The sequence below is a fragment of the Pseudomonas sp. AD21 genome, assembly GCF_002878485.1.
Classification (GTDB): domain Bacteria; phylum Pseudomonadota; class Gammaproteobacteria; order Pseudomonadales; family Pseudomonadaceae; genus Aquipseudomonas.
Window position 1 is genome coordinate 182377 of the sequence record NZ_NQYG01000003.1, and the last position, 25886, is coordinate 208262.

Annotated in this window: 25 protein-coding genes; 20 read left to right on the top strand and 5 right to left on the bottom strand. The window is 61.5% G+C overall.

Annotation, left to right across the window (positions count from 1 at the left end; genetic code table 11):
• Nucleotides 1-49 precede the first annotated feature (49 nt).
• Nucleotides 50-415 carry a 5-carboxymethyl-2-hydroxymuconate Delta-isomerase gene (locus PseAD21_RS03075; protein ID WP_102354448.1) on the top strand — a complete coding sequence of 122 codons (366 nt, stop codon included), beginning with the start codon at nt 50-52 and terminating at the stop codon, nt 413-415.
• Between the two features lie 3 nt (nt 416-418).
• Here PseAD21_RS03075 and PseAD21_RS03080 read toward each other — a convergent pair whose 3' ends face one another.
• Together PseAD21_RS03080 and PseAD21_RS03085 are read right to left on the bottom strand one after the other, a co-directional pair.
• On the bottom strand, nt 419-1354 hold the full coding sequence (locus PseAD21_RS03080; protein ID WP_102354449.1) for a LysR family transcriptional regulator: 936 nt from the start codon (nt 1352-1354) through the stop codon (nt 419-421).
• A 200-nt stretch (nt 1355-1554) separates the two neighbouring features.
• On the bottom strand, nt 1555-2736 hold the full coding sequence (locus PseAD21_RS03085; protein WP_102354450.1) for a cyanate transporter: 1182 nt from the start codon (nt 2734-2736) through the stop codon (nt 1555-1557).
• Between the two features lie 271 nt (nt 2737-3007).
• Here PseAD21_RS03085 and rnd point away from each other — a divergent pair, with 271 nt between their 5' ends.
• The 3 genes from rnd (at nt 3008) to PseAD21_RS03100 (ending at nt 5482) form a co-directional block, all read left to right on the top strand.
• Nucleotides 3008-4141 (top strand): ribonuclease D, encoded by a 1134-nt coding sequence (gene rnd, locus PseAD21_RS03090; RefSeq protein ID WP_102354451.1) that lies wholly within the window; start codon nt 3008-3010, stop codon nt 4139-4141.
• Nucleotides 4138-4431, top strand: a complete 294-nt coding sequence (locus PseAD21_RS03095; protein WP_102354452.1) for a YcgL domain-containing protein — start codon at nt 4138-4140, stop codon at nt 4429-4431. The genes rnd and PseAD21_RS03095 overlap by 4 nt, the downstream gene beginning before the upstream one ends.
• Before the next feature lie 118 nt (nt 4432-4549).
• A complete protein-coding gene (locus tag PseAD21_RS03100) occupies nt 4550-5482 on the top strand; it encodes a D-2-hydroxyacid dehydrogenase (RefSeq protein WP_102354472.1) in 933 nt (310 codons plus the stop codon).
• Between the two features lie 126 nt (nt 5483-5608).
• On the opposite strand, the gene PseAD21_RS03105 is transcribed toward PseAD21_RS03100, so the two are convergent.
• On the bottom strand, nt 5609-6202 hold the full coding sequence (locus PseAD21_RS03105; protein WP_102354453.1) for a nitroreductase family protein: 594 nt from the start codon (nt 6200-6202) through the stop codon (nt 5609-5611).
• Between the two features lie 279 nt (nt 6203-6481).
• Between PseAD21_RS03105 and PseAD21_RS03110 the strand changes: the two genes are divergently transcribed.
• Nucleotides 6482-6931, top strand: coding sequence for a YcgN family cysteine cluster protein (locus tag PseAD21_RS03110; protein WP_025110643.1), 450 nt, complete (start codon nt 6482-6484; stop codon nt 6929-6931).
• Nucleotides 6932-6967: 36 nt separating this feature from the next.
• Entirely contained in the window at nt 6968-8197 is a 1230-nt protein-coding gene (locus tag PseAD21_RS03115; RefSeq protein WP_102354454.1) for a hypothetical protein, read from the top strand.
• Nucleotides 8198-8299: 102 nt separating this feature from the next.
• On the opposite strand, the gene PseAD21_RS03120 is transcribed toward PseAD21_RS03115, so the two are convergent.
• Both PseAD21_RS03120 and PseAD21_RS03125 read right to left on the bottom strand, forming a co-directional pair.
• Entirely contained in the window at nt 8300-8677 is a 378-nt protein-coding gene (locus PseAD21_RS03120) for a DUF2892 domain-containing protein (RefSeq protein WP_102354455.1), read from the bottom strand.
• Nucleotides 8678-8759: 82 nt separating this feature from the next.
• Entirely contained in the window at nt 8760-9230 is a 471-nt protein-coding gene (locus PseAD21_RS03125; RefSeq protein WP_007911337.1) for an RNA methyltransferase, read from the bottom strand.
• Between the two features lie 203 nt (nt 9231-9433).
• Between PseAD21_RS03125 and PseAD21_RS03130 the strand changes: the two genes are divergently transcribed.
• From PseAD21_RS03130 to PseAD21_RS03195, 14 genes are all read left to right on the top strand, one after another.
• Nucleotides 9434-10201 carry a class I SAM-dependent methyltransferase gene (locus tag PseAD21_RS03130; RefSeq protein ID WP_102354456.1) on the top strand — a complete coding sequence of 256 codons (768 nt, stop codon included), beginning with the start codon at nt 9434-9436 and terminating at the stop codon, nt 10199-10201.
• Nucleotides 10202-10255: 54 nt separating this feature from the next.
• Nucleotides 10256-11338 carry a 3-isopropylmalate dehydrogenase gene (gene leuB, locus PseAD21_RS03135; RefSeq protein ID WP_102354457.1) on the top strand — a complete coding sequence of 361 codons (1083 nt, stop codon included), beginning with the start codon at nt 10256-10258 and terminating at the stop codon, nt 11336-11338.
• 66 nt (nt 11339-11404) lie between these two features.
• On the top strand, nt 11405-12517 hold the full coding sequence (asd, locus tag PseAD21_RS03140) for an aspartate-semialdehyde dehydrogenase (RefSeq protein WP_007956451.1): 1113 nt from the start codon (nt 11405-11407) through the stop codon (nt 12515-12517).
• A 258-nt stretch (nt 12518-12775) separates the two neighbouring features.
• A complete protein-coding gene (locus tag PseAD21_RS03145) occupies nt 12776-13786 on the top strand; it encodes an aspartate-semialdehyde dehydrogenase (protein ID WP_102354458.1) in 1011 nt (336 codons plus the stop codon).
• A gap of 209 nt (nt 13787-13995) precedes the next feature.
• Entirely contained in the window at nt 13996-16635 is a 2640-nt protein-coding gene (locus PseAD21_RS03150) for a FimV/HubP family polar landmark protein (protein WP_102354459.1), read from the top strand.
• A gap of 299 nt (nt 16636-16934) precedes the next feature.
• Nucleotides 16935-17759, top strand: a complete 825-nt coding sequence (truA, locus tag PseAD21_RS03155) for a tRNA pseudouridine(38-40) synthase TruA (protein WP_178082083.1) — start codon at nt 16935-16937, stop codon at nt 17757-17759.
• Nucleotides 17760-17824: 65 nt separating this feature from the next.
• Nucleotides 17825-18469: a phosphoribosylanthranilate isomerase gene (locus PseAD21_RS03160; protein ID WP_102354461.1), complete on the top strand. Its 645-nt coding sequence runs from the start codon at nt 17825-17827 to the stop codon at nt 18467-18469.
• 200 nt (nt 18470-18669) lie between these two features.
• Nucleotides 18670-19590 carry an acetyl-CoA carboxylase, carboxyltransferase subunit beta gene (accD, locus tag PseAD21_RS03165; protein WP_027611535.1) on the top strand — a complete coding sequence of 307 codons (921 nt, stop codon included), beginning with the start codon at nt 18670-18672 and terminating at the stop codon, nt 19588-19590.
• Entirely contained in the window at nt 19587-20894 is a 1308-nt protein-coding gene (gene folC, locus PseAD21_RS03170; protein WP_102354462.1) for a bifunctional tetrahydrofolate synthase/dihydrofolate synthase, read from the top strand. Before accD ends, folC begins: the two co-directional genes overlap by 4 nt.
• On the top strand, nt 20878-21537 hold the full coding sequence (locus tag PseAD21_RS03175; protein WP_102354463.1) for an SPOR domain-containing protein: 660 nt from the start codon (nt 20878-20880) through the stop codon (nt 21535-21537). Before folC ends, PseAD21_RS03175 begins: the two co-directional genes overlap by 17 nt.
• A 98-nt stretch (nt 21538-21635) precedes the next feature.
• On the top strand, nt 21636-22196 hold the full coding sequence (locus PseAD21_RS03180; protein WP_102354464.1) for a CvpA family protein: 561 nt from the start codon (nt 21636-21638) through the stop codon (nt 22194-22196).
• Nucleotides 22197-22237: 41 nt separating this feature from the next.
• Entirely contained in the window at nt 22238-23743 is a 1506-nt protein-coding gene (gene purF, locus PseAD21_RS03185) for an amidophosphoribosyltransferase (RefSeq protein WP_102354465.1), read from the top strand.
• Between the two features lie 80 nt (nt 23744-23823).
• Nucleotides 23824-25035, top strand: coding sequence for an O-succinylhomoserine sulfhydrylase (locus PseAD21_RS03190; protein WP_102354466.1), 1212 nt, complete (start codon nt 23824-23826; stop codon nt 25033-25035).
• A complete protein-coding gene (locus PseAD21_RS03195) occupies nt 25032-25808 on the top strand; it encodes an SDR family oxidoreductase (RefSeq protein WP_102354467.1) in 777 nt (258 codons plus the stop codon). The genes PseAD21_RS03190 and PseAD21_RS03195 overlap by 4 nt, the downstream gene beginning before the upstream one ends.
• Nucleotides 25809-25886 lie beyond the last annotated feature (78 nt).

Here is a 25886-nt window from a genome sequence, read left to right on the forward strand (position 1 = left end):
GGGGCTGTGGTATATGTACGACCTTTCTGCCACTGATTGGAGCCCGCTCATGCCACACCTGCACATGGAATACACCGCCAACCTGCCGCAGTTGAACGCCGATGTGGCGTTGATCCGGCTCAACAACACGCTGGTGGGTTCCGGTCAGTTCGCAGCGGAGTTCGATATCAAGAGCCGGGCGGTGAAGGTCGAGACGTTCAAGGTCGGTACCGCTATGGGCGAGCGCGCGTTTGTCCACGTGAAGCTGGCGCTGCTCAGCGGTCGTTCGCCACAGATCAAGAAGCAACTCTCGGACAGCCTGCTGGCGGTGTTGCAGGATCTGTGCGAGTGGCCAGCCGGGGTCGAAGTGCAGTTGTGCGTGGAGTTGCTCGATATCGACCGCGATTCCTACACCAAGACTGCCATCGGCGTGTAGGACTCAGGCCGCTTCCAGCTCACTGCACACTTTGATCACCTGTTCGCGCAGCCAGACGTTGGCGCTGTCCTGATCGGCGCTCTGGCTCCACTGCATGTCGAGGGTGAACCCTGGCAGGCCGTTCGGCGCCTCGCAGTGATTGAACACCGCCTCTTTGGTCAGCAGACGCTGGATACGTCGGGGCAGGGTGAGGATGAAGTCGGTGCCGGTGATCATTTTCAGCGCCGCGCTGTAACTGTTGGAGCGCGCGACGATCTGCCGTTTCTGCGCCTGACGCGCCAGCCAGCCGTCGACCATGTTAGTGCTGGACGTCCAGGGTGTCGGGAACACGTGCCGCCGTTCGGTGAAGGCCTGCAGGCTCAGGCGCGGTTCCAGCGGCGTGGCGCGTTTGTCGAAGACACAGACCAGATCGTCCTCCAGCAGCATCCGCGACTTGAGGTCGGTGTGGCTGCGGTGGAAGTTGGGGCCGAAACAGATCACCAGGTCGAGGCTGCCGTCGCGCAGTTCGTCGGCGGGCACGTCGGTCTCGAACTTGTGCATGTTGACCATCACTGGCAAATCGTCGAAGTCGAAACGCTTCAACAGGCGCGGCAACACCAGTTGCTCGAAGTATTCCGGGGCGCAGATATTGAAGGTCACTGCCTGCCGCGTCGGATCGAAGGTTGGAGCGCCGGCATGGCACAGGTTGATGCTTTCGAGGATTTTCTGCACATGGCCATACATGGTGCCGGCCTTGTAGGTGGGGCGCATGCCCGTGCGGGTGTTGATGAACAATTCGTCTTCGAAACTGGTGCGCAATTTTTTCAGGCAATAGCTGACGGTGGACTGGCTGACGCACAACGTCTCCGAGACATCCGTGACGCTGCTCTGCTCATACACGGCGATAAATACCATTAGGTCCTGCATGTCGAGCTTTCTAAGCAAGTTACTGTTCAGCATCCGTTCCGTCTCGCTGTGCTCCTTGCGCTGAATCCGCGCAAACGTGTGCGCATGATCGTAGCGGAACGATGGTGCCAGGACAAAGCCCTGTAGGACGTTTCAATGTCAGTTGTGGGACAGAAAGTTTTACCAACACGACGTTGCCAGACAAACCGCGCAAAGATGGCAAGAAGCCTTTAGCCCGGTGACGAAATTTGCGCTCAGCGGATGTGTCGGGCGTACGCCTGTGGATTGAAGCGCAGCACCATCAGCAGCATCACGACCATCACTGCGGTCAGCGACCACCACGCCCACTCGAAGCTGCCGAGGCGGTCGCGGATGATGCCGGCCAGCAGCGGCGAAAGCCCGGCGATCAAATAACCGATGCCTTGCACGAAGGCGGTCAGGCCGCCGGCGCGCTGCGGGTCGTCGAGGTGATCGAGCGAGACGATCAGGCTCATCGGGAACAGTCCGCCAATGCCCAGCCCCAGCAAGCATGGCCACAGCAGGCTCAGGTGTTGCGGGCTGAGGATCAACCCGCAGAAGCCGGCAATGATCAGCAGCAGCAACGTCGCCAGGACCACGCGGCGGTCACGGCTGCGGTTGGCAATGGCTGGCGTCAGCAACCCGGAAATCACCTCCATGGCCGTCAGCAAACCCAACAGCAGGCCGGCGTGTTGTTCGCTCCAGCCTTGTTCGACGTAGTACGGCGCTAGCCAGGCGAGTACGCAGGTGTAGGACGCCGTACCCAGACCGAAGAAGATAGCGAGTAACCAGGCGCGGGAATTGCCGAAGAACGATTGTTTTCCTACTGGCGTGTTCTGCCTGGATGACATGGTGGGTTGTGTCCACCAGAGCAGCAACGCGAGCAAGGCCAATGCCGCCCAGATTGCCAGCCCGAGGCGCCAGCTACTGGTTTGCACCATTACCAGTGGCGCAAACGAGGCGGCCAGTGCGGCGCCGCCCATGATCGCGGTGACATACAGGCCCATGCACAGCGCCACGTTGTCGGGGAAGCGTGACTTGATCAGCACCGGCATCAGCGCCTGAATCAGGGCGATGCCAATCCCTGCAAGCATTGCGCTGCCAATCAACTGCGCCGCCGAATCGAGCCACAGCCGCGACAGCGTCGCCAGCCCGATAATCAACAGCGACAGGATCACTGTGCGCTGTTCGCCCAGACGTCGGCTGATGCCAATGCCGAAAAACATCGCCAGTCCCATCGCCATCACCGGCAACATGGTCAGCAGCGAAGCCACGCTGAAACTCAGAGGGGTGTCGCCGCGTATGGCCGACAGCAAGGGGCCGACGGCCGCCATGGACGGGCGCAGATTGAGTGCGACGAGGATGATGCCGAGCATCAGCCAGACAGTGGGGCGAGCGGTGGCGCGAACGTGTTCCATCAGCAGACTCTGGATTGCGGAGGCTGTCGATTAGGCGTGCGGTCACGCGGTGCGGGCAAATCAAAATTCCCGAGTACTATTTAAAAACTAAATATGACCCTCCCTTCGGCGGCGCCAGCAAGATCGTTACGCCCGGATTAATCTTGCCCCCCTCGCTGTCAGACTATTCTTTCTCTCTGGCAGGACATTTCGTTACAGCTCTGGCCCAGCGCAGGCGCGTAAAACGCCGGCGGCGATATATACTGCGCGCCATTCTTCAAGGGAGAGCCGTGTGGCCATCGATATTCACTGGATTCGCGACAACGATAGCCTCGCGCAGTTTTGCGCCGAGTGGCAGCAGCTGCCGTTCGTTGCCCTCGACACCGAATTCATGCGGGTCGACACCTTCTACCCGATTGCCGGCCTGTTGCAGGTTGGCGACGGCAAACGCGCCTACCTGATCGACCCGCTGACCATCAACGCCTGGCAACCGCTGGCGGCGTTGCTGGAAAACCCGGCGGTGCTCAAAGTCCTGCACGCTTGCAGCGAAGACCTCGAAGTGCTGCTGCGTCTGACCGGGAGCCTGCCGGCACCGATGTTCGACACGCAACTGGCGGCGGCCTACCTGAACCTCGGGTTCTCTATGGGCTATTCGCGGCTGGTGCAGGAAGTGCTCGGCATCGAACTGCCGAAGGGCGAAACCCGTTCCGACTGGTTGCAGCGCCCGTTGTCCGACACACAAATCAGCTACGCCGCCGAAGACGCCGTGCATCTGGCCGAAGTTTTCGTCCAGTTGCGGCCGAAACTGTCTGACGACAAATTCGCCTGGGTGCTGGAGGACGGCGCCGAACTGGTGGCCAATCTGCGCCGCGAAACCGACCCCTACGAGGTCTATCGCGAAGCCAAACTGGCGTGGAAACTGTCCCGTGCGCAATTGGCGGTGCTGCGTGAGTTGTGCGCCTGGCGTGAAAAAGAAGCCCGCGCCCGTGATCTGCCGCGCAACCGTATTGTCCGCGAGCATTCGCTGTGGCCGCTGGCCCGCACGCAACCGGACAACCTCGTGGCGCTGGGCAAAATCGAAGACATGCACCCACGTACCGTGCGTCAGGACGGCCAATTTCTGCTTGATCTGATCAAGCGCTCTGGCAGTGTGGGGCCTGATCAATGGCCGCCAGCGGTGCCGGAGCCATTGCCGGTCGAAGCCGCTGCGCTGATCAAGCAACTGCGCGCCCTCGGCCAGGTCGAAGCCGAGCGTCTGGGTATCGCACCGGAACTGATGCTACGCAAGAAAACCCTCGAAGCACTGGTCAAAAGCGGCTTCCCCGAGGGACCTTATCAATTGCCTGAGTCGCTGCGTGGCTGGCGCCGCGAACTCATGGGCCAGATGCTGCTCGACAGCCTGGCCACCGCCGGAGAACAGCCTTGAAACGTATTTGTTCCATCTACCAAAGCTCCAAGCGCAGCGGCATGTACCTTTACGTGCTCAAAAGTGACGCGCTTGAGCGGGTGCCGGAAGCGCTGATGCTGGCCTTCGGCAAAGCGAAGCATTCGTTCGATCTGGTGCTGTCGCCCGAGCGTAAACTGGCCAGCGAGGACATCGTGGTAGTTCTGGAAAATCTCGACAGGCAGGGCTATCACCTGCAGATGCCACCGGCCGAAGACGAGTACATCGAACACTTGCCCGAAGAGTTGCTGCGACGCAACGATCCGGTCTGATCTGCGAGGCCCTGTTCTGGGCCTCTTGCCACCCTGGAACTGATTTTACGGCGACGACCGCCACGAAGGAGCGCGACTCCTTCGGCGGTTGCCTGCACGGTTTGCGAAAGGTTTGAAGATGCGCGTTCTGATTGCTGAACACGACCACGCGGTGTACGCCCGGCTGCTGAGTCAGGTGGCCCCCGAACTTGAAGTACTGACCAGCGGCGACTCCGCCGAACTGGCCCGTCAGGCTGCCGATTGCCCGGTGTGGCTGGGGCAGCCGGACCTGCTGGCGACCCTGTTGCGTCAGGGCCACCAACCGCAATGGCTGCAATCGACCTGGGCCGGCATCACGCCGTTGCTCGCCGACGGCTTGCGCCGCGATTACCGTTTGACCCGCGCGGTGGGAATCTTCGGTCAGGTGATGGCCGAATACGTGCTGACCTACATGCTCGGTCACGAGCGTGAAGTGCTGGCGCGCCTGGTCAGCCAGGTCGAGCGCAAGTGGGACAACCGCACCGGCCAGAGCCTGGTCGGGCGCAAGGTGCTGATCGTCGGTACCGGCGACATTGGCCAGAGCGTGGCGCAGTTCCTGCTGCCGTTTGGCGTCGAGTTGTATGGCGTCGCCAGCAGCGCTCGCGAGCAGGCGCCGTTCGTCGAAGTTGGTGCGATGGCGGATCTGCCACGGCTGGTGGGCGAGGTCGATTACGTGGTCAACCTGCTGCCGAACACCGCGCACACCCACGATATCTACGACGCGGCGCTGTTCAAGCAATTCAAGCCGACCGGGTTGTTCATCAACGTCGGACGCGGCGTGGCGGTAGTGGATGCGGATCTGGTCGAAGCGTTGAAGGAAGGGCATCTGGCCGGCGCGGTAATCGACGTCTGCCGTCAGGAGCCGTTGCCGCAACGCCATCCGTTCTGGACCGCCTGGGGCCTGCTGCTGACCGGGCACAGCTCGGCACCGACGTCTCCGGCGTTGATGGTGCAGTTGTTTTTCGAGAACCTGAAGGCGTATCAGGCGGGTGAGGCGCTGCGCGGGGAAGTGGATTTCGCTCGCGGTTACTGACACACCGCAATAAAAAATGTAGGAGTGAGCCTGCTCGCGATAGCGGTGTGTCAGACAACATTAATGTCGACTGACTCGCCCTCATCGCGAGCAGGCTCACTCCTACAGTTGGTTTTGCGGTGTGGTTTAAAGGGTGAAGTCGCCTTCCGCCGCCAGCTCGTTCAGCGGACGACGCGGGCTCGGCTCTTCACGGGCTTGCAGGTATTCAGCCAGCGATGCCTTGTCACCCAGCTTGCCGACAGCGACCGCCGCGTGCAGCGCATAACCTTCAGGGATATTCAGCTCCTTGCGGGTCAGCTCCTGATCGAAACCGGCCATGCCGTGGGTGTGCCAGCCACTGATGCTCGCTTGCAGTGCCAGATGGCCCCACGCCGAACCCGTGTCGAAGGTGTGCCACAGCGCCGGGGTTTCTTCCGTCGCGCCGGGTGCGGTGAAGGTGGTTTTCGAAATCACGATCACCAGCGCCGAAGCGTGTTGCGCCCAGTTGCGGTTGAACTCATTGAGCAGACCCAGATAACGCTCCCAGCTCGGCGTGTCGCGACGCGCATAGAGGAAACGCCACGGCTGCGAGTTGTACGCGGACGGCGCCCAGCGCGCGGCTTCGAAGAAGCTCAGCAGGGTTTCTTCCGGGATCGCCTCGCCGGTGAAGGCGCGGGGCGACCAGCGATCGGTGAACTGCGGGTGAATGGCGTAATCGGCAACGCGAGGGTTGGCACTCATCGAAGATTCCTTGCTGTGTTTGAGTCAGAGAGTCGAATGAAAACCCGGCGGGATCAGTTGCGCTGAACGATGGGATTTTCCGAGCCTTTGGTGTTCACCGGAATGCAACGCGGTCGAGCGTCAATGGCTTCCGGGCAAGGCTCCTTGCGACAGGCAAAGCTACGCGCCGGCATCGAAACTGACAAGCGTTGCGCAACCGGCAGTCGCCAGCGCTTGGCCCGCAAGGCCTGGGGCACTAGACTGGCGGCCTTTTCACCACCTGATGTTGATGCTTGAGCCATGGCCGCCAAAGTCGAACCGTTCTGGATACGCAAAACCCTCGATCAACTGGATCACGAGGAATGGGAATCGCTGTGCGACGGCTGCGGTCTGTGCTGCCTGCAGAAACTCGAAGATGAAGAAGACAACAGCGTCTATTACACGCGCATCGCCTGCAAACTGCTGGACCTGAAAACCTGTCAGTGCAGCGATTACCCGAACCGCATCAAGTTTGTCCCGGACTGCATCCAGCTCACCCCGGGCCAGGCCGAAGAATTCAAATGGCTGCCGCCGACCTGCGGTTACCGACTGGTCAGCGAAGGCAAGGACCTGCCGTTGTGGCACCACCTGGTGTGTGGCGACCGTGACGCCGTGCACCACGAGCGGATTTCCCAGTCCGGGCGCATGCTTGCCGAAGGCAGCGTGCCGGAGGACGACTGGGAGGACCACCTGATTTTCCGCGCCGGTTAAGCGCCCGCAGATTCAAGTTTTCACCAAGGAGTGTGTATGGCTGTGGGATTGCAGCGTGCGCTGTTCGTCGGACTGCTGGCGTTGAGTGCGCCAGTGTGGGCGGCGAAGAAAGTCGATCTGGACTACCACGTGCGACTGTTGCCGCAAAGTGATCAGGCCGAGGTGCGCCTGACCCTGGCCAAGGGCGAATCGGTGCGCAGCCTCGATTTTGACCTCGGCGATGGCAGCCACTACAGCGACTTCAAGGCCGACGGGCAGTGGCAGTTGACGCCAGGCAAGCAGGCCCGGGGCGTCTGGCGCCCGACGGGCGACAAGGCCAGCCTGACCTATCGTGTCACCGTCAGCCACGGACGCAAGAGTGGCAGCTTCGACACGCGCATGACCCCGAACTGGGCACTGCTGCGCGGCGATGAGCTGGTACCACCGGCCAAACTCGATCAGCAGGATGGCGTCGAGCTGGTGTCACGCCTGCAATTCGAACTGCCCAACGGCTGGAAAAGCATCGAAACCGCTTGGCCGCGCATCGGCAAGAACACATTCCGCATCGACAACCCTTCACGCCTGTTCGACCGCCCGACCGGCTGGATGCTTGCCGGCCATCTCGGCAGCCGCCGCACACGGCTGGGCGAAACCGAAGTCACCGTGGCCTCTCCACAAGGGCAGGGCATGCGCCGCATGGATGTGCTGACCTTGCTGACGTTCATCTGGCCGCAGGTGCAGGCTGTGTACCCACGGCATCCAGGCAAGCTGCTGATCGTCGGCGCCAACGACCCGATGTGGCGTGGCAGCCTCGGTGCACACGAGTCGATCTATCTCAACACGCGTCTGCCGCTGGTCAGCGAAAGCGGCAGCAGTGCGCTGGTGCGCGAGCTGGCGCAGGTGTTCGGGCGGATCAGCGACGAGCAGCGCAGCGACTGGATCAGCGAAGGGTTTGCCGAGTATTACGCGATCGAACTGGTGCGTCGTGCCGGGGGCATGAGCGATGAGCGTTATCAGGCGTTGCAGGCGAAGTTGACCAGGGACAGTCAGAAAGTCACGACCTTGCGCGGCGAGCAGATCAGCCCGGCGCAGCTTTCAAAAGCGGTGATTGTGCTGCAGGAGCTGGATCGCGAGATTCGCTTGAAGACGCGTAACAAGCGCTCGCTGGATGACGTGTTGCGCGGGGCGATGCATCTGGGGACGGTGAGTACCAAGGAGTTTGTGCAACTGGCCGAGAGCGTTCTCGGTGAGTCCTCAAAAGTCCTTGATACCGCGTTACTTCAGTGACACCGCTATCGCGAGCAGGCTCACTCCTACAAGGGAACGCATTCCAAATGTAGAAGTGAGCCTGCTCGCGATGGGGCCTTTAACCCCACCGCAAATCTTGGATCAAACCCCGGCTTTCGGCGATTTCACCGAATCATTGCCGGTCACGGTAGCGGTTTTGGTCGCCGCCTCGGCATTGGCCTTGAGCTTGCTCAACTCTTCACCGGCGCGTTCGATCTTCGCCCGCACGTTGTTCATGTCCTGACGGCTTTTCTCCAGCAGGCTTTTCACCGAGCTGTGTCCGGTGATGCCTCGGGCCATCGCCACACCGCCAATCGCCACCTGAAGCAGACCGAACACGCCACCACGGCGCAGGCCCTTGCCGACCATGATCACGCCGCCGGCCAAGGATCCGATACGTTCCCAGCCTTCGACATTCTGTTCGGAACGGCTCTGGAACGGGGTGGATTCGATACGTTGGACGCGTTTGAGTTCGGTCATGATCTGTCTCCCAGGCAATGTGCAATAGATAGATAAGCTGACTGCCGCAGCGGCCGGCTCGTTCCATCGGATGTGCGACGTTTCAGCGGAATTTCGGTCCTGAGCGGGTGTTCAGGCCCTTGGCCATGCGGTCGTAGAGCACGACGTTGACCGTGGCGGCGAGGTTCATGCAGCCGGTGGTCGGGATATAGACCACGTCTTCGCACCAGTCGCGGATCTCTTTATCCAGCGAGCCGTCTTCCGGGCCGAAGATGTACAGCGCGCGGTCCGGGTGGGTGTATTCAGGCAGCGGGCGGGCACCCTCTACCAGTTCCACGGCGACCGGTACGCAGTTGAGCGGGAGGATCTTTTTCAGGTCGTCGATGCCGATCAGCGGGATGTCGTAGTGCACGCGCTTGGTGTCGGTGACGAAGTCGGCGGCGCGTTCATAACGCTTGCCGGTGTAGAACACCGACGCTACGCCGTAACAGCCTGCGGCGCGCATCACCGAACCGACGTTCTCCGGTGACTTGGGGTTGTACAAACCAATGCAGCTGTAACGTTTGTCTGCCACGAGCGGGGTGCCTTCGGGAAAAAGAGGGCGATTATACGGGGATTGGGGGAGGGGTGTTCAGTTTGAGATTGGTGGTGTCCAGGACACCGCTATCGCGAGCAGGCTCACTCCTACAGGGGAACGCATTTCAAATGTAGGAGTGAGCCTGCTCGCGATGAGGCCCGCAAAGGCAACACAAGACTCCAACCAAAAAGGAAGTGACCATGACCAGCACCGCCCAACACACTCAGGTCGTCCAAAAGCAATTCGGTGAGCAGGCCGCAGCCTACCTGAACAGCGCCGTTCACGCTCAAGGCACCGAATTTGCGCTGCTACAGGCTGAACTGGCCGGGCAGGGCGCGGCGCGGGTGCTGGACTTGGGTTGCGGCGCCGGTCATGTGAGTTTTCATGTGGCGCCACTGGTCAGGGAAGTGGTGGCTTACGACCTGTCGCAGCAGATGCTCGATGTGGTCGCCGCTGCGGCCGTGGATCGCGGGTTTGCCAACATTGCCACGGTCAACGGCGCCGCCGAGCGCCTGCCGTTTGCCGATGGCGAGTTCGATTTCGTGTTCAGCCGTTATTCGGCGCATCACTGGAGCGATCTTGGCGTGGCCTTGCGCGAAGTGCGCCGGGTGCTGAAACCGGGTGGCGTGGCGGCGTTCGTCGATGTGTTGTCACCGGGCAGCCCGTTGTTCGACACTTACCTGCAAAGCGTCGAAGTGCTGCGCGACACCAGCCACGTGCGCGATTATTCCGCCGGCGAATGGTTGCGTCAGGTCAGCGAGGCCGGGCTGCATACCCGCAGCACCACCCGTCAGCGCCTGCGTCTGGAGTACAGCAGTTGGGTCGAGCGCATGCGCACACCTGAAGTGATGCGTGCGGCGATCCGCCAGTTGCAGCAGTCGATGGGCAACGAAGTGCGCGAATATTTTGAGATTGATGCCGACGGCTCGTTCAGTACAGATGTAATCGTATTGATGACTGAGCGATAAGAATTTTTCCGGACGCGCCCTGAGTGGCGCACCGACTGAAGACACGAGGAAAGCATGAGCAAGCAGATTCTGATTCTCCCAGGTGATGGTATTGGTCCGGAAATCATGGCCGAAGCGGTCAAGGTGCTGGAACTTGCCAACGACAAGTACAGCCTGGGCTTCGAGCTGAGCCATGACGTGATCGGCGGCGCCGCCATCGACAAACACGGCGTGCCGCTGGCCGACGAAACCCTCGACCGTGCCCGTGCTGCCGACGCCGTGCTGCTGGGCGCCGTCGGTGGCCCGAAATGGGACACCATCGAGCGTGACATCCGCCCTGAGCGCGGTCTGCTGAAAATCCGTGCGCAACTGGGCCTGTTCGGCAACCTGCGTCCGGCGATCCTCTATCCGCAACTGGCCGACGCTTCGAGCCTGAAACCGGAAATCGTTGCCGGTCTGGACATCCTGATCGTGCGTGAGCTGACCGGCGGCATCTACTTCGGCGCGCCGCGTGGCACCCGTACCCTGGAAAACGGCGAGCGTCAGTCCTACGACACGTTGCCGTACAGCGAAAGCGAAATCCGCCGCATCGCCCGCGTCGGTTTCGACATGGCCATGGTTCGCGGCAAGAAGCTGTGCTCGGTGGACAAGGCCAACGTGCTGGCGTCCAGCCAACTGTGGCGTGAAGTGGTCGAGCAGGTCGCCAAGGATTACCCTGAAGTCGAACTGAGCCACATGTACGTCGACAACGCCGCCATGCAACTGGTGCGCGCACCGAAGCAGTTCGACGTGATCGTCACCGACAACCTGTTCGGCGACATCCTGTCCGACGAAGCGTCGATGCTCACCGGCTCCATCGGCATGCTGCCGTCGGCCTCGCTGGACTCGAACAACAAGGGCATGTACGAGCCTTGCCACGGTTCGGCCCCGGACATCGCAGGCCTTGGTATTGCCAACCCGCTGGCGACCATTCTGTCGGTGTCGATGATGCTGCGTTACAGCTTCAATCTGCACGATGCGGCCGATGCCATCGAGAAAGCCGTCAGCGTGGTGCTGGATCAAGGGCTGCGCACCGGTGACATCTACTCGGCCGGTTGCACCAAAGTCGGTACGCAGGAAATGGGCGACGCAGTAGTCGCCGCGCTGCGGAATCTGTAATCTCTCGGGCCCGCTGCGAAATTCAATACAAAGCAGCGGCCCACTTTTCAAGAAGGTGTAGTTGCGATGAAACGTGTAGGTCTGATCGGTTGGCGCGGCATGGTCGGTTCCGTGCTCATGCAGCGGATGCTGGAAGAGCAGGATTTCGATCTTATCGAGCCGGTGTTTTTCACCACTTCCAATGTCGGTGGCCAAGGCCCGTCCGTGGGCAAGGATATTGCTCCGCTCAAGGACGCTTACAGCATTGAAGAGCTGAAAACCCTCGACGTGATCCTGACCTGCCAGGGCGGCGACTACACCAGCGAAGTATTCCCGAAGCTGCGCGAAGCCGGCTGGCAGGGTTACTGGATCGACGCGGCCTCGAGCCTGCGCATGAACGATGACGCCGTCATCATTCTCGATCCGGTCAACCGCAAGGTCATCGACCAGCAACTGGACGCGGGCACCAAGAACTACATCGGCGGCAACTGCACCGTCAGCCTGATGCTGATGGGGCTGGGCGGCCTGTTCGAGGCCGGTCTGGTCGAGTGGATGAGCGCCATGACTTATCAGGCGGCCTCCGGTGCCGGCGCGCAGAACATGCGTGAACTGATCAAGCAGATGGGTGCGACCCACGCTGCGGTTGCCGATCAACTGGCCGATCCGGCCAGCGCGATCCTCGACATCGATCGTCGTGTTGCCGAAGCCATGCGCAGCGACGCGTACCCGACCGAAAACTTCGGCGTGCCACTGGCCGGCAGCCTGATCCCGTGGATCGACAAGGAACTGCCGAACGGCCAGAGCCGTGAAGAGTGGAAGGCCCAGGCCGAGACCAACAAGATCCTCGGCCGCTTCAAGAGCCCGATCCCGGTCGACGGCATCTGCGTGCGCATCGGCGCCATGCGTTGCCACAGCCAGGCGCTGACCATCAAGCTGAACAAAGACGTGCCGATCGCTGATATCGAAGGTTTGATCAGCCAGCACAACCCTTGGGTCAAACTGGTGCCGAACCAGCGCGAGATCAGCATGCAGGAGCTGAGCCCGACCAAGGTCACCGGCACCCTGAACGTACCAGTGGGTCGTCTGCGCAAGCTGAACATGGGTTCGCAATTCGTCGGTGCGTTCACCGTCGGCGACCAACTGCTGTGGGGTGCGGCCGAACCGCTGCGTCGCATGCTGCGGATTTTGCTTGAGCGTTGATTGCTTGAAGTAATGAAAGAGCCCGTGCCTTGTGAGAGGTGCGGGTTTTTTTATGCCGATCGTTCCCACGCTCTGCGTGGGAATGCATCCCGGGACGCTCCGCGTCCCTTTACAAGCCGAAAGCAGAGCGTCCGATGCGGCATTGCCACGCAGAGCGTGGGAACGATCCGGGTGGGCGCCACAAATCCGGCAGAAATTGCCTGTGCGGCACTCACCCGGTAAAGTGCCGCTCCCCCCGTTTCGCCAGAGGCTCGCACCATGACCCAGACCCTAGATATTGCCGTGATCGGCGCCACCGGTACTGTCGGCGAAACCCTCGTACAGATTCTCGAAGAACGCGACTTCCCGGTCGGCAACCTGCACCTGCTGGCCAGCAGCGAATCCGCTGGCAGCTCAGTGCTGTTTCGCAACAAGAACGTGCGCGTGCGCGAGGTCGACGAGTTCGATTTCAGCAAGGTCAAACTGGTGTTCTTCGCCGCCGGGCCGGCGATCACTCTGAGCTACGCCGCCCGCGCGCATGCCGCTGGTTGCTCGCTGATCGACTTGTCCGGCGCGCTGCCGGCCGATCAGGCGCCCCAAATCGTTCCGGAGGCCAACGCCGCTCAGCTCGCCGGTTTGAAAGCGCCGTTCCAGGTCAGCAGTCCAAGCCCGTCGGCCACTTCGCTCGCCGTGGTGCTGGCGCCGCTGCTCGATTTGATCGACCTGCAATACGTCAATGTCACCGCCAATCTGGCGGTGTCCGCGCAAGGTCGTGAAGCTGTTACCGAACTGGCGCGACAGACCGCCGAGCTGCTGAACATGCGCCCGCTGGAGCCGACTTTCTTCGACCGCCAGATGGCCTTCAACGTGTTGGCCCAGGTCGGCACCCCGGACACCCACGGCCACACGCTGCTGGAAAAACGTCTGGTGCGCGAGTTGCGTCAGGTGCTGGCTCGGCCTTTATTAAAGATTTCCGCAACTTGCGTTCAAGCCCCGGTGTTTTTTGGCGATAGCTATAGCGTGACCTTGCAGTCAGCGAGTGCGGTCGACCTGGCAAAGGTCAACGCTGCGCTTGAAGACGCGCCGGGCATCGAACTGGTCGAGGCCGGTGATTACCCGACTGCGGTGGGTGACGCGGTGGGGCAGGACGTTGTCTATGTCGGTCGGGTGCGCAGCGGTGTCGACGAGCCGGCGGAACTTAATCTGTGGCTGACGTCAGATAACGTACGCAAAGGTGCAGCCCTCAATGCTGTGCAGGTCGCTGAATTGTTGATAAAAGACCTGCTGTAAAAGATACTTGGCAACAATTTGTCGACTGATTCTAGGTGAGCGCTATGCTTGCCCGGAGCACTCGATAACGTGTCACCCTCCGGGACTTTCCGGGGCATCAAAGAAATGATCGCGCGCGGCAGTCTGTCGTCGTCGCGCGCAATGCCTTACGGCAGCGGCAATCAACATCTTCTCGCTGGCCGAGGAACGTTCAAACAAAGGATGAGGCTATGGTTCAAGTTCGCAAACTGGTGTTAGCAATAGCGACCGCCTCGGCGCTGTCCTCCGGTATGGCGCATGCCCTCGGGCTCGGGGAGCTGACCCTGAAGTCGACCCTGAACCAGCCGTTGGTGGCCGAAATCGAGCTGCTCGACGTCAAGGATCTCACCGCTGCCGAAGTGGTGCCGAGCCTGGCCTCGCCGGAAGATTTCGCCAAGGCCGGCGTCGATCGCCAGGCCTTCCTCAACGATCTGACTTTCACCCCGGTGCTCAACGCCAGCGGCAAAAGCGTGCTGCGCGTGACCTCGAGCCAACCGCTGTCGGAACCGATGGTGAAATTCCTCGTGCAGGTGATGTGGCCTAACGGCCGTCTGCTGCGTGACTACAGCGTGCTGCTCGATCCGTCGAAGTTCTCGCCGCAGACCGCTGACGCGGCCGCGCAACCGGCGCCGTCGCAGACCATCACTGCGCCGACCACCGGTGCCACGCACCCGAATCAATACACCACCACCCCGCGCGATACCTTGTGGGAAATCGCCGCGAAGGCGCGCACTGGCGGCTCCGTGCAGCAAACCATGCTGGCGATTCAGGCGCTGAACCCCGACGCGTTCATCGACGGCAACATCAACCGGCTGAAGACCGGTCAGGTGCTGCGTCTGCCGGACTCGGTGGAAAGCACTGCGCTGCCGCAGTCCAAAGCGATTGCTGAAGTTGCCGCGCAGAACGACGCCTGGCGTCAGGGCCGTCGCTATGTGGCCAAGCCAGGCACCGGTCAGCAGCAGCTCGATGCCACCAAGCGTGGTCGCAGCAATGCCGGTAGCGGCCAGAATGCCAAAGACAACTTGAGCCTGGTCTCTGCCGAAAGCGCCAAGGCGCGGGGCAAAGGCCCGGCAGGCGACGCCAAGGCCTTGAGCAACAAGCTGGCGGTCACTCAGGAAAGCCTCGACACGACCCGTCGTGACAACGAGGAACTGAAAAGCCGCATGACCGATCTGCAAAGCCAGCTGGACAAGCTGCAGCGCCTGATCGAGCTGAAGAACAATCAACTGGCGAAAATGCAGGCTGACGGTACGGGCGCTGCCCCTGCCGCCAATGCTGCCGTGCCTGCGATCACCGCTGAACTGGCCGCAACACCGCCAGCGACCTCGGCAGAAGCTGCGCCGACTCCGGAATCGGCCATTGCGCCACCGGTCGAGACGCCCGCCGAGACGCCAGTCGTCGCACCAAAGCCGGTTGTCGATGAAGACAAAACCTTCAACGAACTGCTGACCAATCCGGTCCTGCTGGGTCTGATCGGTGGCGGTGCGGTGGTTCTGCTGCTACTGCTGTTGCTGCTGGCGCGTCGCCGCAAAGCCCAGCAGGAAGCCGAAAAACACCTGCGCATGGCGCGGGCCCTGACTGAGGAGCAAGAGTTCTCCGCCGAGCAGGATCTGCCGGAGAGCAGTTTCGAAGGTCTGGAAGTGCCTGCCGCCAGCGTCAAACTGAATACCCCGGCACCCGCGCCTGCTCCGGCCCCGGTCGTGACGCCGGTGGTGATGGCCGAGCCGATTGCTGCGCCACTGGTCGCGCCGGCTGCCGAGCGTTCCGATGACGTGCTGGACAAGGCTCATTCGCACATCAATGCCGGTCGCCTGAATCAGGCTGCTGCGCTGCTGGAGGAGGGCGTCAGCCTTGAGCCACAACGCAGCGACCTGCGCCTGAAACTGATGGAAGTCTACGGTCAGCAGGGCGATCGCGATGCGTTCGTCGGTCAGGAGCGTCAGCTGGTGGCCAACGGCGATAACTTCGCCAAGGTCGAAGAACTGAAAAAACGCTTCCCGACCATGGCTGTCGTCGCTGCTGCGGGTCTGGCTGCAGCGGCGGTCGCTGCCGAGCTGGACGCGCAATACGTCAAGGAGCTGCTGCTCGACGAGCCAGAGGCGCCAGCAGCTGAGCCTGCGCCGGTGGCAGATGATCTGGACAGCGCGTTCGACCTGAGCCTGGACGACCTCGACAACATCACCCCGGTTGAACCTGCGCCTGTCGTTGAGCCTGAAGCACCGGTGGAGCTGGATGAGTTCCCGACAGACGACGATCTGAACTTCGAATCGGTGCTGCAACAGCAGACCGAGATCAAGGAAAACCTCGACGACCTGTCGGACTTCGACCTGGATCTGGACCTCGGTGCCGAGCCTGCGCCAGCACCTGCAGCGGACCTGGCGGACGATGACTTCCTGCTGGACTTGGACGAGGGCGTGAAAGACCTGTCGCCGGTCGAGCCTCCAGTGGTGAACGAAGTGCCGCAGGACGATCTGGAGCTGCCGGCGGATTTCGATCTGTCGCTGGCTGACGAGATGGACAGCAACCCGGCCGAACCGGATGCATTCGCCGCCGAGCTGGATGACGTCAACGCCGAGCTGGATCGCCTGTCGCAGAGCATTGCCGAGCCGACTTTCACTGAAGCCGATGCGGCCATGGGTGATGATCTGGGCGAAGACGATTTCGACTTCCTCGCCGGCACTGATGAAGCGGCCACCAAGCTCGATCTGGCTCAGGCCTACATCGACATGGGCGACAACGACGGCGCGCGCGATATCCTCAACGAAGTGTTGACCGAGGGTGACGAGAAGCAGCGTGGCGAAGCCAAGGAAATGCTCTCGAACCTGGCTTGATTCAGCGTCAGCAGTAAACAGAACGGCAGCCCATCGAGGCTGCCGTTTTTGTTTGGGTTGGATTTTGCTGCGTCTGGAGCGGCGCTTTCGCGAGCAAGCCCGCTCCCACAATGATCCTGCGGCAGCCACCCATCCCGATCCAGCCCCCAATCCCCTGTGGGAGCGGGCTTGCTCGCGAAGAGGCCGGATCGGTCAATACAGAACTGACTGGCATCCCCGACTCACAGCCTTATAATGCCCGCCTTTGCAGATCAGCAGGCTGTCCCACTTTGGCAAACATAGATAACCCGGTCGCCGAAATGGCACCCGAAGGCTTTTACCGTGTGGCACTGGGCGTCGAGTACAAAGGCTCGCGCTACAGCGGCTGGCAGCGTCAGTTGACGGGTGTCGCGACGGTGCAGGAAGAACTCGAAAAAGCCTTGTCGAAAGTCGCCAACTCGCCGATTTCGCTGCAGTGCGCCGGTCGCACCGACGCCGGGGTGCATGCGTGCGGGCAAGTGGTGCATTTCGACACGCCGGTCGATCGCTCCCTGAAAGCCTGGGTGATGGGCGCCAACATCAATCTGCCCCACGACATCAGTGTCAGTTGGGCACGGGTCATGCCGGCGCATTTCCATGCGCGGTTCAAAGCCATCGCCCGGCGTTATCGCTACGTGATCTACAACGATCAGATTCGTCCGGCGCATCTCAACCAGGAAATCACCTGGAATCATCGCCCGCTGGACGTCGAGCGCATGGCCGAAGCCGCGCAATACCTGATTGGCACCCACGATTTCAGTGCGTTTCGCGCCGGCCAGTGCCAGGCGAAGTCGCCGATCAAGAAGATGCACCACCTGCGCGTGACCCGTCACGGCAAGATGATCGTACTCGATATCCGTGCCAATGCGTTCCTGCACCACATGGTGCGCAACATCGCTGGTGTTCTGATGACGATTGGTGCCGGCGAGCGGCCGGTGGAGTGGATGAAGGAAGTGCTGGAGAGCCGCGAACGCCGTTCCGGTGGCGTGACCGCGCATCCGTATGGGTTGTATCTGGTGCAGGTCGAGTACCACGACGAGTTCCCATTGCCCGAGCGTTTCGTCGGGCCACATTTCCTTACGGGTTTCTCTGGTCTTGACGGCTGACGCCCCCGAACGCTTTTGTTACCATCCGGGACTTTCCCGGTTTTTGCCTTGAGGTTTTTATCGACATGTCAGCCGTTCGCAGCAAGATTTGCGGGATTACCCGCATAGAAGATGCGTTGGCGGCGGTCGAAGCCGGGGCTGATGCAATCGGTTTCGTGTTTTATGCAAAAAGTCCGCGGGCGGTGAGCGTGCAGCAGGCGAGAGCGATCATTCGCGCCTTGCCGCCGTTCGTGACCACCGTCGGCCTGTTCGTCAATGCCAGCCGCTGCGAGCTGGGGGAAATCCTCGATGCCGTGCCGCTGGATCTGCTGCAGTTTCATGGCGATGAAAGCGCAGAAGCATGCGAAGGCTGGCATCGTCCGTACATCAAGGCGCTGCGGGTCAAGGCCGGCGACGACATTGCCGCCGCCGTCGATGCCTATCCGAGCGCCAGTGGCGTGCTGCTCGACACCTATGTCGAAGGCGTGCCCGGCGGAACCGGCGAGGCGTTCGACTGGTCATTGATTCCGCAGCGGTTGAGCAAGCCGTTGATCCTGGCCGGTGGTCTCACGCCGGAAAACGTTGCCGACGCCGTGGCCCGGGTCAAACCGTACGCGGTCGACGTCAGCGGTGGGGTAGAGGCGAGCAAGGGCATCAAGGATCATGCGAAGATCCGCGCGTTCATCGATGCCGTACGTAGAAGCTCACTGGGAGCGTCTACTTCGATGTGACGGCTGGCAGTCTGCCGCCGTCCATCAATGCACTTGCACAAAGCAGGCGAGGCTGAGGGTTTCTGGAGTTGCACGCAGGTCATGTTTCGCGCTGACCGCGGGGTTCCACCAACCATCGCCACACACATGAATTTAGCTGAAGGGCATACGCGGGGCTGCGAACCAGAGCGTTCGGGCCGCCGGTACTGGAGAAAGAAAGCATGAGCAACTGGTTAGTAGACAAACTGATCCCTTCGATCATGCGTTCGGAGGTCAAGAAGAGCTCGGTGCCTGAAGGTCTGTGGCACAAATGCCCGTCCTGCGAGGCTGTGCTGTATCGCCCTGAGCTGGAAAAGACCCTGGACGTTTGCCCCAAGTGCAATCACCACATGCGCATCGGCGCACGGGCGCGCATCGACATCTTCCTGGATGCTGAAGGCCGCAACGAGCTGGGTGCCGATCTGGAACCGGTTGACCGTCTGAAATTCCGCGACGGCAAGAAGTACAAGGACCGTCTGGTCGCCGCACAGAAGCAGACCGGCGAAAAAGACGCGCTGATCTCCGTCAGCGGTACTCTGCTGGGTATGCCGGTGGTGGTTTCGGCGTTCGAATTCAGCTTCATGGGCGGTTCCATGGGCGCCATCGTCGGTGAGCGCTTCGTGCGCGCCGCCAACTACGCCCTGGAAAATCGTTGCCCGATGATCTGCTTCGCCGCTTCCGGTGGTGCGCGGATGCAGGAAGCGCTGATCTCGCTGATGCAGATGGCCAAGACTTCGGCTGTACTGGCGCGTCTGCGTGAAGAAGGCATTCCGTTCATCTCGGTACTGACCGACCCGGTCTACGGCGGCGTTTCCGCCAGTCTGGCGATGCTCGGCGACGTGATCGTCGGTGAGCCGAAAGCACTGATCGGCTTCGCCGGTCCGCGTGTGATCGAGCAGACCGTGCGTGAAAAACTGCCGGAAGGCTTCCAGCGCAGCGAATTCCTGCTGGAGCACGGCGCCATCGACCTGATCATTGATCGTCGCGAGTTGCGTCCGCGTCTGGGCAATCTGCTGGCGCAACTGACTGGCCAGCCGACACCGACCTACGTCGCCGCTCCAGTCGAGCCTATCGTCGTTCCTCCGGTGCCTGCCAACGTATGACCGAGCGTACCCTTGGCGAGTGGCTCGCCTACCTTGAGCAGTTGCATCCATCGGCCATCGACATGGGGCTGGAGCGTTCGCAACAGGTAGCGTCCCGCATGGGGCTGGGCCAGCCGGCGCCTCGGGTGATTACGGTCACTGGCACCAACGGCAAGGGTTCGACCTGCGCGTTCGTGGCTTCATTGCTGCGAGCGCAGGGCCTGAGCGTTGGTGTCTACAATTCTCCGCACCTGCTGCGTTATAACGAGCGGGTGCAGCTCAATGGCGTCGAAGCCACTGATGCACAGCTGTGCGAAGCCTTCGCTGCGGTCGAGGCCGGGCGCGGCGAGACCTCTCTGACTTACTTCGAAATGGGCACCCTGGCGGCGTTCTGGCTGTTTCAGCAGGCCGGGCTCGATGCGGTGGTGCTGGAAGTCGGTCTGGGCGGGCGTCTGGACACGGTCAATGTGGTCGATGCCGATATCGCGCTGGTCACCAGCATTGGCGTCGATCATGCCGAGTATCTGGGCGATACCCGTGAATCCGTGGCTTTCGAGAAGGCCGGGATTTTCCGTCAGGGCAAGCCTGCCTTGTGCGGCGATCTGAATCCTCCGCAACCCTTGCTCGACAAGGTGCGCGAACTGGCGTGCCCGTTTTTTCTGCGTGGGCGTGATTTCGACCTCGGTGTCACCGATCAACATTGGCAATGGCGCGGCACTGATGCACAAGGCCAGCAGGTCGAATTGCACGACTTGCCGCTGCTGGATCTGCCGATGGAAAACGCGGCGCTGGCCTTGCAGGCGTATCTGCTGCTCGGTCTGCCGTGGAATGCAGCGCAGATCGCCGCGGCCTTGCAGGCGACTCGTGTGGTCGGGCGTCTGGATCGCCGATCCTTCGAGTTCAATGGCAAGCGCCTGAACCTGCTGCTGGATGTGGGGCATAACCCGCACGCGGCGGAGTATCTGGCGCGGCGTCTGGCCAGTCGGCCGCCGGTGGGCAAGCGCCTGGCGGTGTTCGGCCTGCTCGCCGACAAGAATCTGGATGGTGTTGTCGGCGAATTGAATGCTAGTGTCCAGCATTGGGCGGTCGCGCCGCTGGATTCGCCGCGTTCGCGTCCGGTCAGTGAATTGCATGCGGCGCTGCAGAACCTTGGCGCATCCGTCACGTCCTATGACAGTGTCGCGGCGGCACTGGAAGGGCAGTGCGCAGCGGCCAGCAGCGACGACGAGATTCTGTTGTTCGGATCATTTTATTGTGTCGCCGAGGCCCTTGAATGGCTGGCCCGGCGCTCCACGGAGGAAGCGGCAAATGGCTTTGCTGGATAAAGCGTACAAGCAGCGCATGGTTGGTGCGCTGGTGCTGGTGGCGCTGGCGGTGATTTTCCTGCCGATGCTGTTTTCCCGTCAGGACGAACAGCGTCAAGTGACGGTCGAGGCGCCAGCCGCGCCGCAAGCACCTGCGATGCCACAAGTGCAGCTTGAATCGGTCGCCGTGCCTGAACCGCAAACGCTGCCGCAAGAACCGGTGCCGAGCGATGACGAAGTGGCCGGGCAATCGACACCGTCGATGCCGATTGCATCGGCTCCGGCGCCAGCGCCTGCTCCAGTCGCCAAACCGGTTGCTCCAGCACCGGCGCCGGCGGCCAGGCCGACAACGGCACCGGCCCAGCCGATTGCGGCGGCCCCGACCAAGCCTGACACCACGCAAAGCCGTGTCGACGCCAATGGCCTGTCGGTCAGCTGGTCGGTGCAACTGGCCAGCCTGTCGAGTCGCGAAGGTGCGCAATCCCTGCAGAAAACCCTGCGCAGTCAGGGTTACAACGCCTATATCCGCTCTGCCGATGGCAAGAATCGGGTGTTTGTCGGCCCATTGATCGAGCGTGCCGAGGCTGATCGTCTGCGTGATGTTTTGAGCCGTCAGCAGAACCTCAAGGGCTTCGTCGTGCGCTTCCAGCCTGAGCGCGGCTAAAAACTATCGCTCAGATTGAAAAGCACTGACAATCGCAGCTTACCGACAGCGGTGCGCTCTGCTAAAATGCGCCGCCTTATCCGTCTGTAGGCTGCACTGTGCCATTTACCCTGGTTGACTGGGCGATCGTTGCAATCATCGCCATCTCCGCTTTGATCAGTTTGAGCCGCGGCTTCGTCAAGGAAGCATTATCGCTGGTGACCTGGATCATCGCAGGAGCCGTTGCCTGGATGTTCGGTGGCTCACTGTCCGAGTACTTCGTCGGATACATCGAAACCCCATCGGCTCGCGTGATCGCGGGCTGTGCCATCATGTTTGTCGCCACACTGATCGTGGGCGCAATGATCAATTATCTTATCGGCGAGTTGGTGCGCGTGACCGGGTTGTCCGGGACCGACCGATTCCTCGGCATGGCCTTCGGCGCTGCGCGTGGCGTGTTGCTGGTGGTCGTGGCGGTCGGGCTGTTGAGCCTGGGGCCGGTACAGCAGGACGGGTGGTGGAAAGAATCACAGCTCGTGCCAAAGTTTCTATTGGTTGCCGACTGGTCCAAAAACCTGATTCTCGGGTGGAGCAGTCAGTGGCTTGCCAGCGGAATCAGCGTACCCGCTGATATTCCGTTCAAGGAGCAGCTCTTGCCGTCGGCCAAAACGCCACAGTGAGTGTTGTTCAGTTCAGATCCATTAAGTAGGGGTTGCGTCGCATGTGTGGCATCGTCGGTATCGTCGGTAAGTCGAACGTCAATCAGGCGCTGTATGACGCGCTAACCGTGCTCCAGCACCGCGGCCAGGACGCTGCCGGTATCGTGACCAGCCATGATGGCCGGTTGTTCTTGCGCAAGGACAATGGCCTGGTGCGTGACGTGTTTCATCAGCGTCACATGCAGCGTCTGGTCGGTCACATGGGTATCGGCCACGTGCGTTACCCGACTGCGGGCAGCTCGACTTCGGCCGAGGCTCAGCCGTTTTACGTCAATTCGCCGTACGGCATCACTCTGGCGCACAACGGCAACCTGACCAACGTTGAACAGTTGGCCAAAGAGATTTACGAATCCGACCTGCGTCACGTCAACACCAGTTCCGACTCGGAAGTGCTGTTGAACGTGTTCGCCCACGAGCTGGCCCAGCGCGGCAAGCTGCAACCGACCGAAGAAGACGTGTTTGCCGCCGTGACTGACGTGCACAACCGTTGCGTCGGCGGTTACGCCGTGGTGGCGATGGTTACCGGTTACGGCATCGTCGGTTTCCGCGACCCGCACGGCATCCGTCCAATCGTGTTCGGCCAGCGTCACACCGACGAAGGCGTCGAGTACATGATCGCCTCGGAAAGCGTTTCGCTGGACGTGCTCGGTTTCACCCTGATTCGCGACCTGGCCCCGGGCGAAGCGGTCTACATCACTGAAGACGGCAAGCTGCACACCCGTCAGTGCGCGACCAACCCGTCCCTGACCCCGTGCATCTTCGAACACGTCTACCTGGCGCGTCCGGACTCGATCATCGACGGCGTGTCGGTGTACAAGGCCCGTCTGCGCATGGGTGAGAAGCTCGCCGAGAAGATCCTGCGCGAGCGTCCAGAGCACGATATCGACGTGGTCATCCCGATTCCTGACACCAGCCGCACGGCGGCGCTGGAGCTGGCGAACCATCTGGGCGTGAAATTCCGCGAAGGTTTCGTCAAGAACCGTTACATCGGCCGTACCTTCATCATGCCGGGCCAGGCGGCGCGCAAGAAGTCGGTTCGTCAGAAGCTCAACGCCATCGAGCTGGAGTTCCGCGGCAAGAACGTGATGCTGGTCGACGACTCGATCGTACGCGGCACCACCTGCAAGCAGATCATTCAGATGGCCCGTGAAGCCGGCGCGAAAAACGTCTACTTCTGCTCGGCTGCTCCGGCGGTGCGCTTCCCGAACGTCTACGGCATCGACATGCCGAGCGCTCACGAACTGATCGCGCACAATCGTTCGACCCAGGATGTGGCGGATCTGATTGGCGCTGACTGGCTGATCTATCAGGACCTGCCTGACTTGATCGAAGCGGTCGGTGGCGGCAAGATCAAGATCGAGAACTTCGATTGCGCGGTGTTCGACGGCAAGTACGTCACCGGCGATGTCGACGAGGCCTACCTGAACAAGATCGAGCAGGCACGCAACGATGCCTCCAAGGTCAAGACCCAGGCGGTCAGTGCGATCATCGATCTGTACAACAACTGAGTTTCTACCGGCCCTGAGGGGCCGGTTTTGTATCTGGCAAAAGACCTTTACTTATTCAGATCAGGGCAAGGAGTGACAGCATGAGTCAGGAATGGGATGCCGGTCGGCTGGACAGCGACCTCGAAGGCGTAGCGTTCGATACCCTGGCCGTACGTGCCGGTCAGCACCGTACGCCGGAAGGCGAACACGGTGATCCGATGTTCTTCACTTCCAGCTACGTGTTCCGCACCGCTGCCGACGCGGCTGCGCGGTTTGCCGGGGAGGTGCCGGGCAACGTTTACTCGCGTTACACCAACCCGACCGTGCGCGCGTTCGAAGAGCGTATTGCTGCGCTGGAAAGCGCCGAGCAGGCCGTGGCGACCGCCACCGGCATGGCCGCGATCATGGCGGTGGTGATGAGCCTGTGCAGCGCCGGTGATCACGTGCTGGTGTCGCGCAGTGTCTTCGGTTCGACCATCAGCCTGTTCGAAAAATACTTCAAGCGCTTCGGTGTGGAGGTCGACTACGTGCCTCTGGCCGAACTGTCGGCGTGGGATGCGGCGATCAAGCCGAACACCAGGCTGCTTTTTGTCGAGTCGCCGTCCAACCCGCTGGCGGAGCTGGTGGATATCGCCGCGCTGGCGGAAATCGCTCACGCCAAAGGCGCGATGCTGGTGGTCGACAACTGCTTCTGCACGCCAGCGCTGCAGCAGCCGCTGAAGCTCGGTGCGGACATCGTCGTGCACTCGGCGACCAAGTTCATCGACGGCCAGGGCCGTTGCATGGGCGGTGTGGTGGCGGGTCGCGGCGAGCAGATGAAGGAAGTCGTCGGCTTCCTGCGTACCGCCGGGCCGACCCTGAGCCCGTTCAACGCGTGGATCTTCCTCAAGGGTCTGGAAACCCTGAATCTGCGGATGAAGGCGCACTGCGCCAACGCCCAGCAACTGGCCGAGTGGCTGGAGCAGCAGGACGGTATCGAGAAAGTCCATTACGCCGGTCTCAAGAGCCATCCGCAGCACGAGTTGGCCCAGCGTCAGCAGAAGGGCTTCGGTGCAGTGGTCAGTTTTGAGGTCGAGGGTGGCAAAGAGGGCGCCTGGCGCTTTATCGACGCCACCCGGTTGATTTCGATTACTGCCAACCTCGGTGACAGCAAAACCACCATCACGCACCCAAGCACCACCTCTCATGGTCGTCTGGCGCCGCAAGAGCGTGAAGCGGCGGGCATACGTGACAGCCTGATCCGCATTGCGGTCGGTCTGGAAGACGTGGCGGACCTGCAGGCCGACCTGTCGCGCGGTCTGGCGGCGTTGTGATCGAGTTGTCTACTCCGAAGGCGGGCACCCATGGCCGCGTTGCGTTGGTCACCGGTGCCGCGCGCGGCATCGGTCTGGGCATTGCCACCTGGTTGATCAGCGAAGGGTGGCAAGTGGTGCTGAGCGATCTGGATCGGGTGCGCGGTTCGAAAGTGGCGAAGGTGCTGGGCGAGAATGCCTGGTTCATCGCCATGGACGTGGCGGATGAAAGTCAGGTCGCGCTCGGCGTCGCCGAGGTGCTTGGGCAGTTCGGTCGTCTGGATGCGTTGGTGTGCAATGCGGCAGTCGCAGACCCACACAACATCACGCTGGAAAGCCTTGATCTGGCGTACTGGAATCGCGTGCTGGCGGTAAACCTCAGTGGGCCGATGTTGCTGGCCAAGCACTGTGCGCCGTATCTGCGCGCGCACAACGGTTCGATCGTTAATCTGGCTTCCACCCGAGCACGCCAGTCGGAGGCGGACTCAGAAGCCTATGCGGCGAGCAAGGGAGGTTTGTTGGCGCTGACGCATGCGCTGGCTATCAGCCTTGGGCCGGAGATTCGCGTCAATGCCGTGAGTCCGGGCTGGATCGATGCTCGCGATCCGTCCGCGCGTCGTGCCGAACCTCTGGCCGATACCGATCATGCTCAGCATCCGGCGGGCAGGGTAGGGACGGTCGAGGATGTGGCGGCCATGGTTGCGTGGCTGCTGTCGAGGAATGCCGGGTTTGTCACTGGGCAGGAATTCGTCGTTGATGGCGGCATGACCAAGAAGATGATTTACAGCGAATAGATCGCGTTCTTCCGCTGAATTTGCGTTTGATGAGCTGCCGCCTTCGCGAGCAAGCCCGCTCCCACATTTGGAATGCAT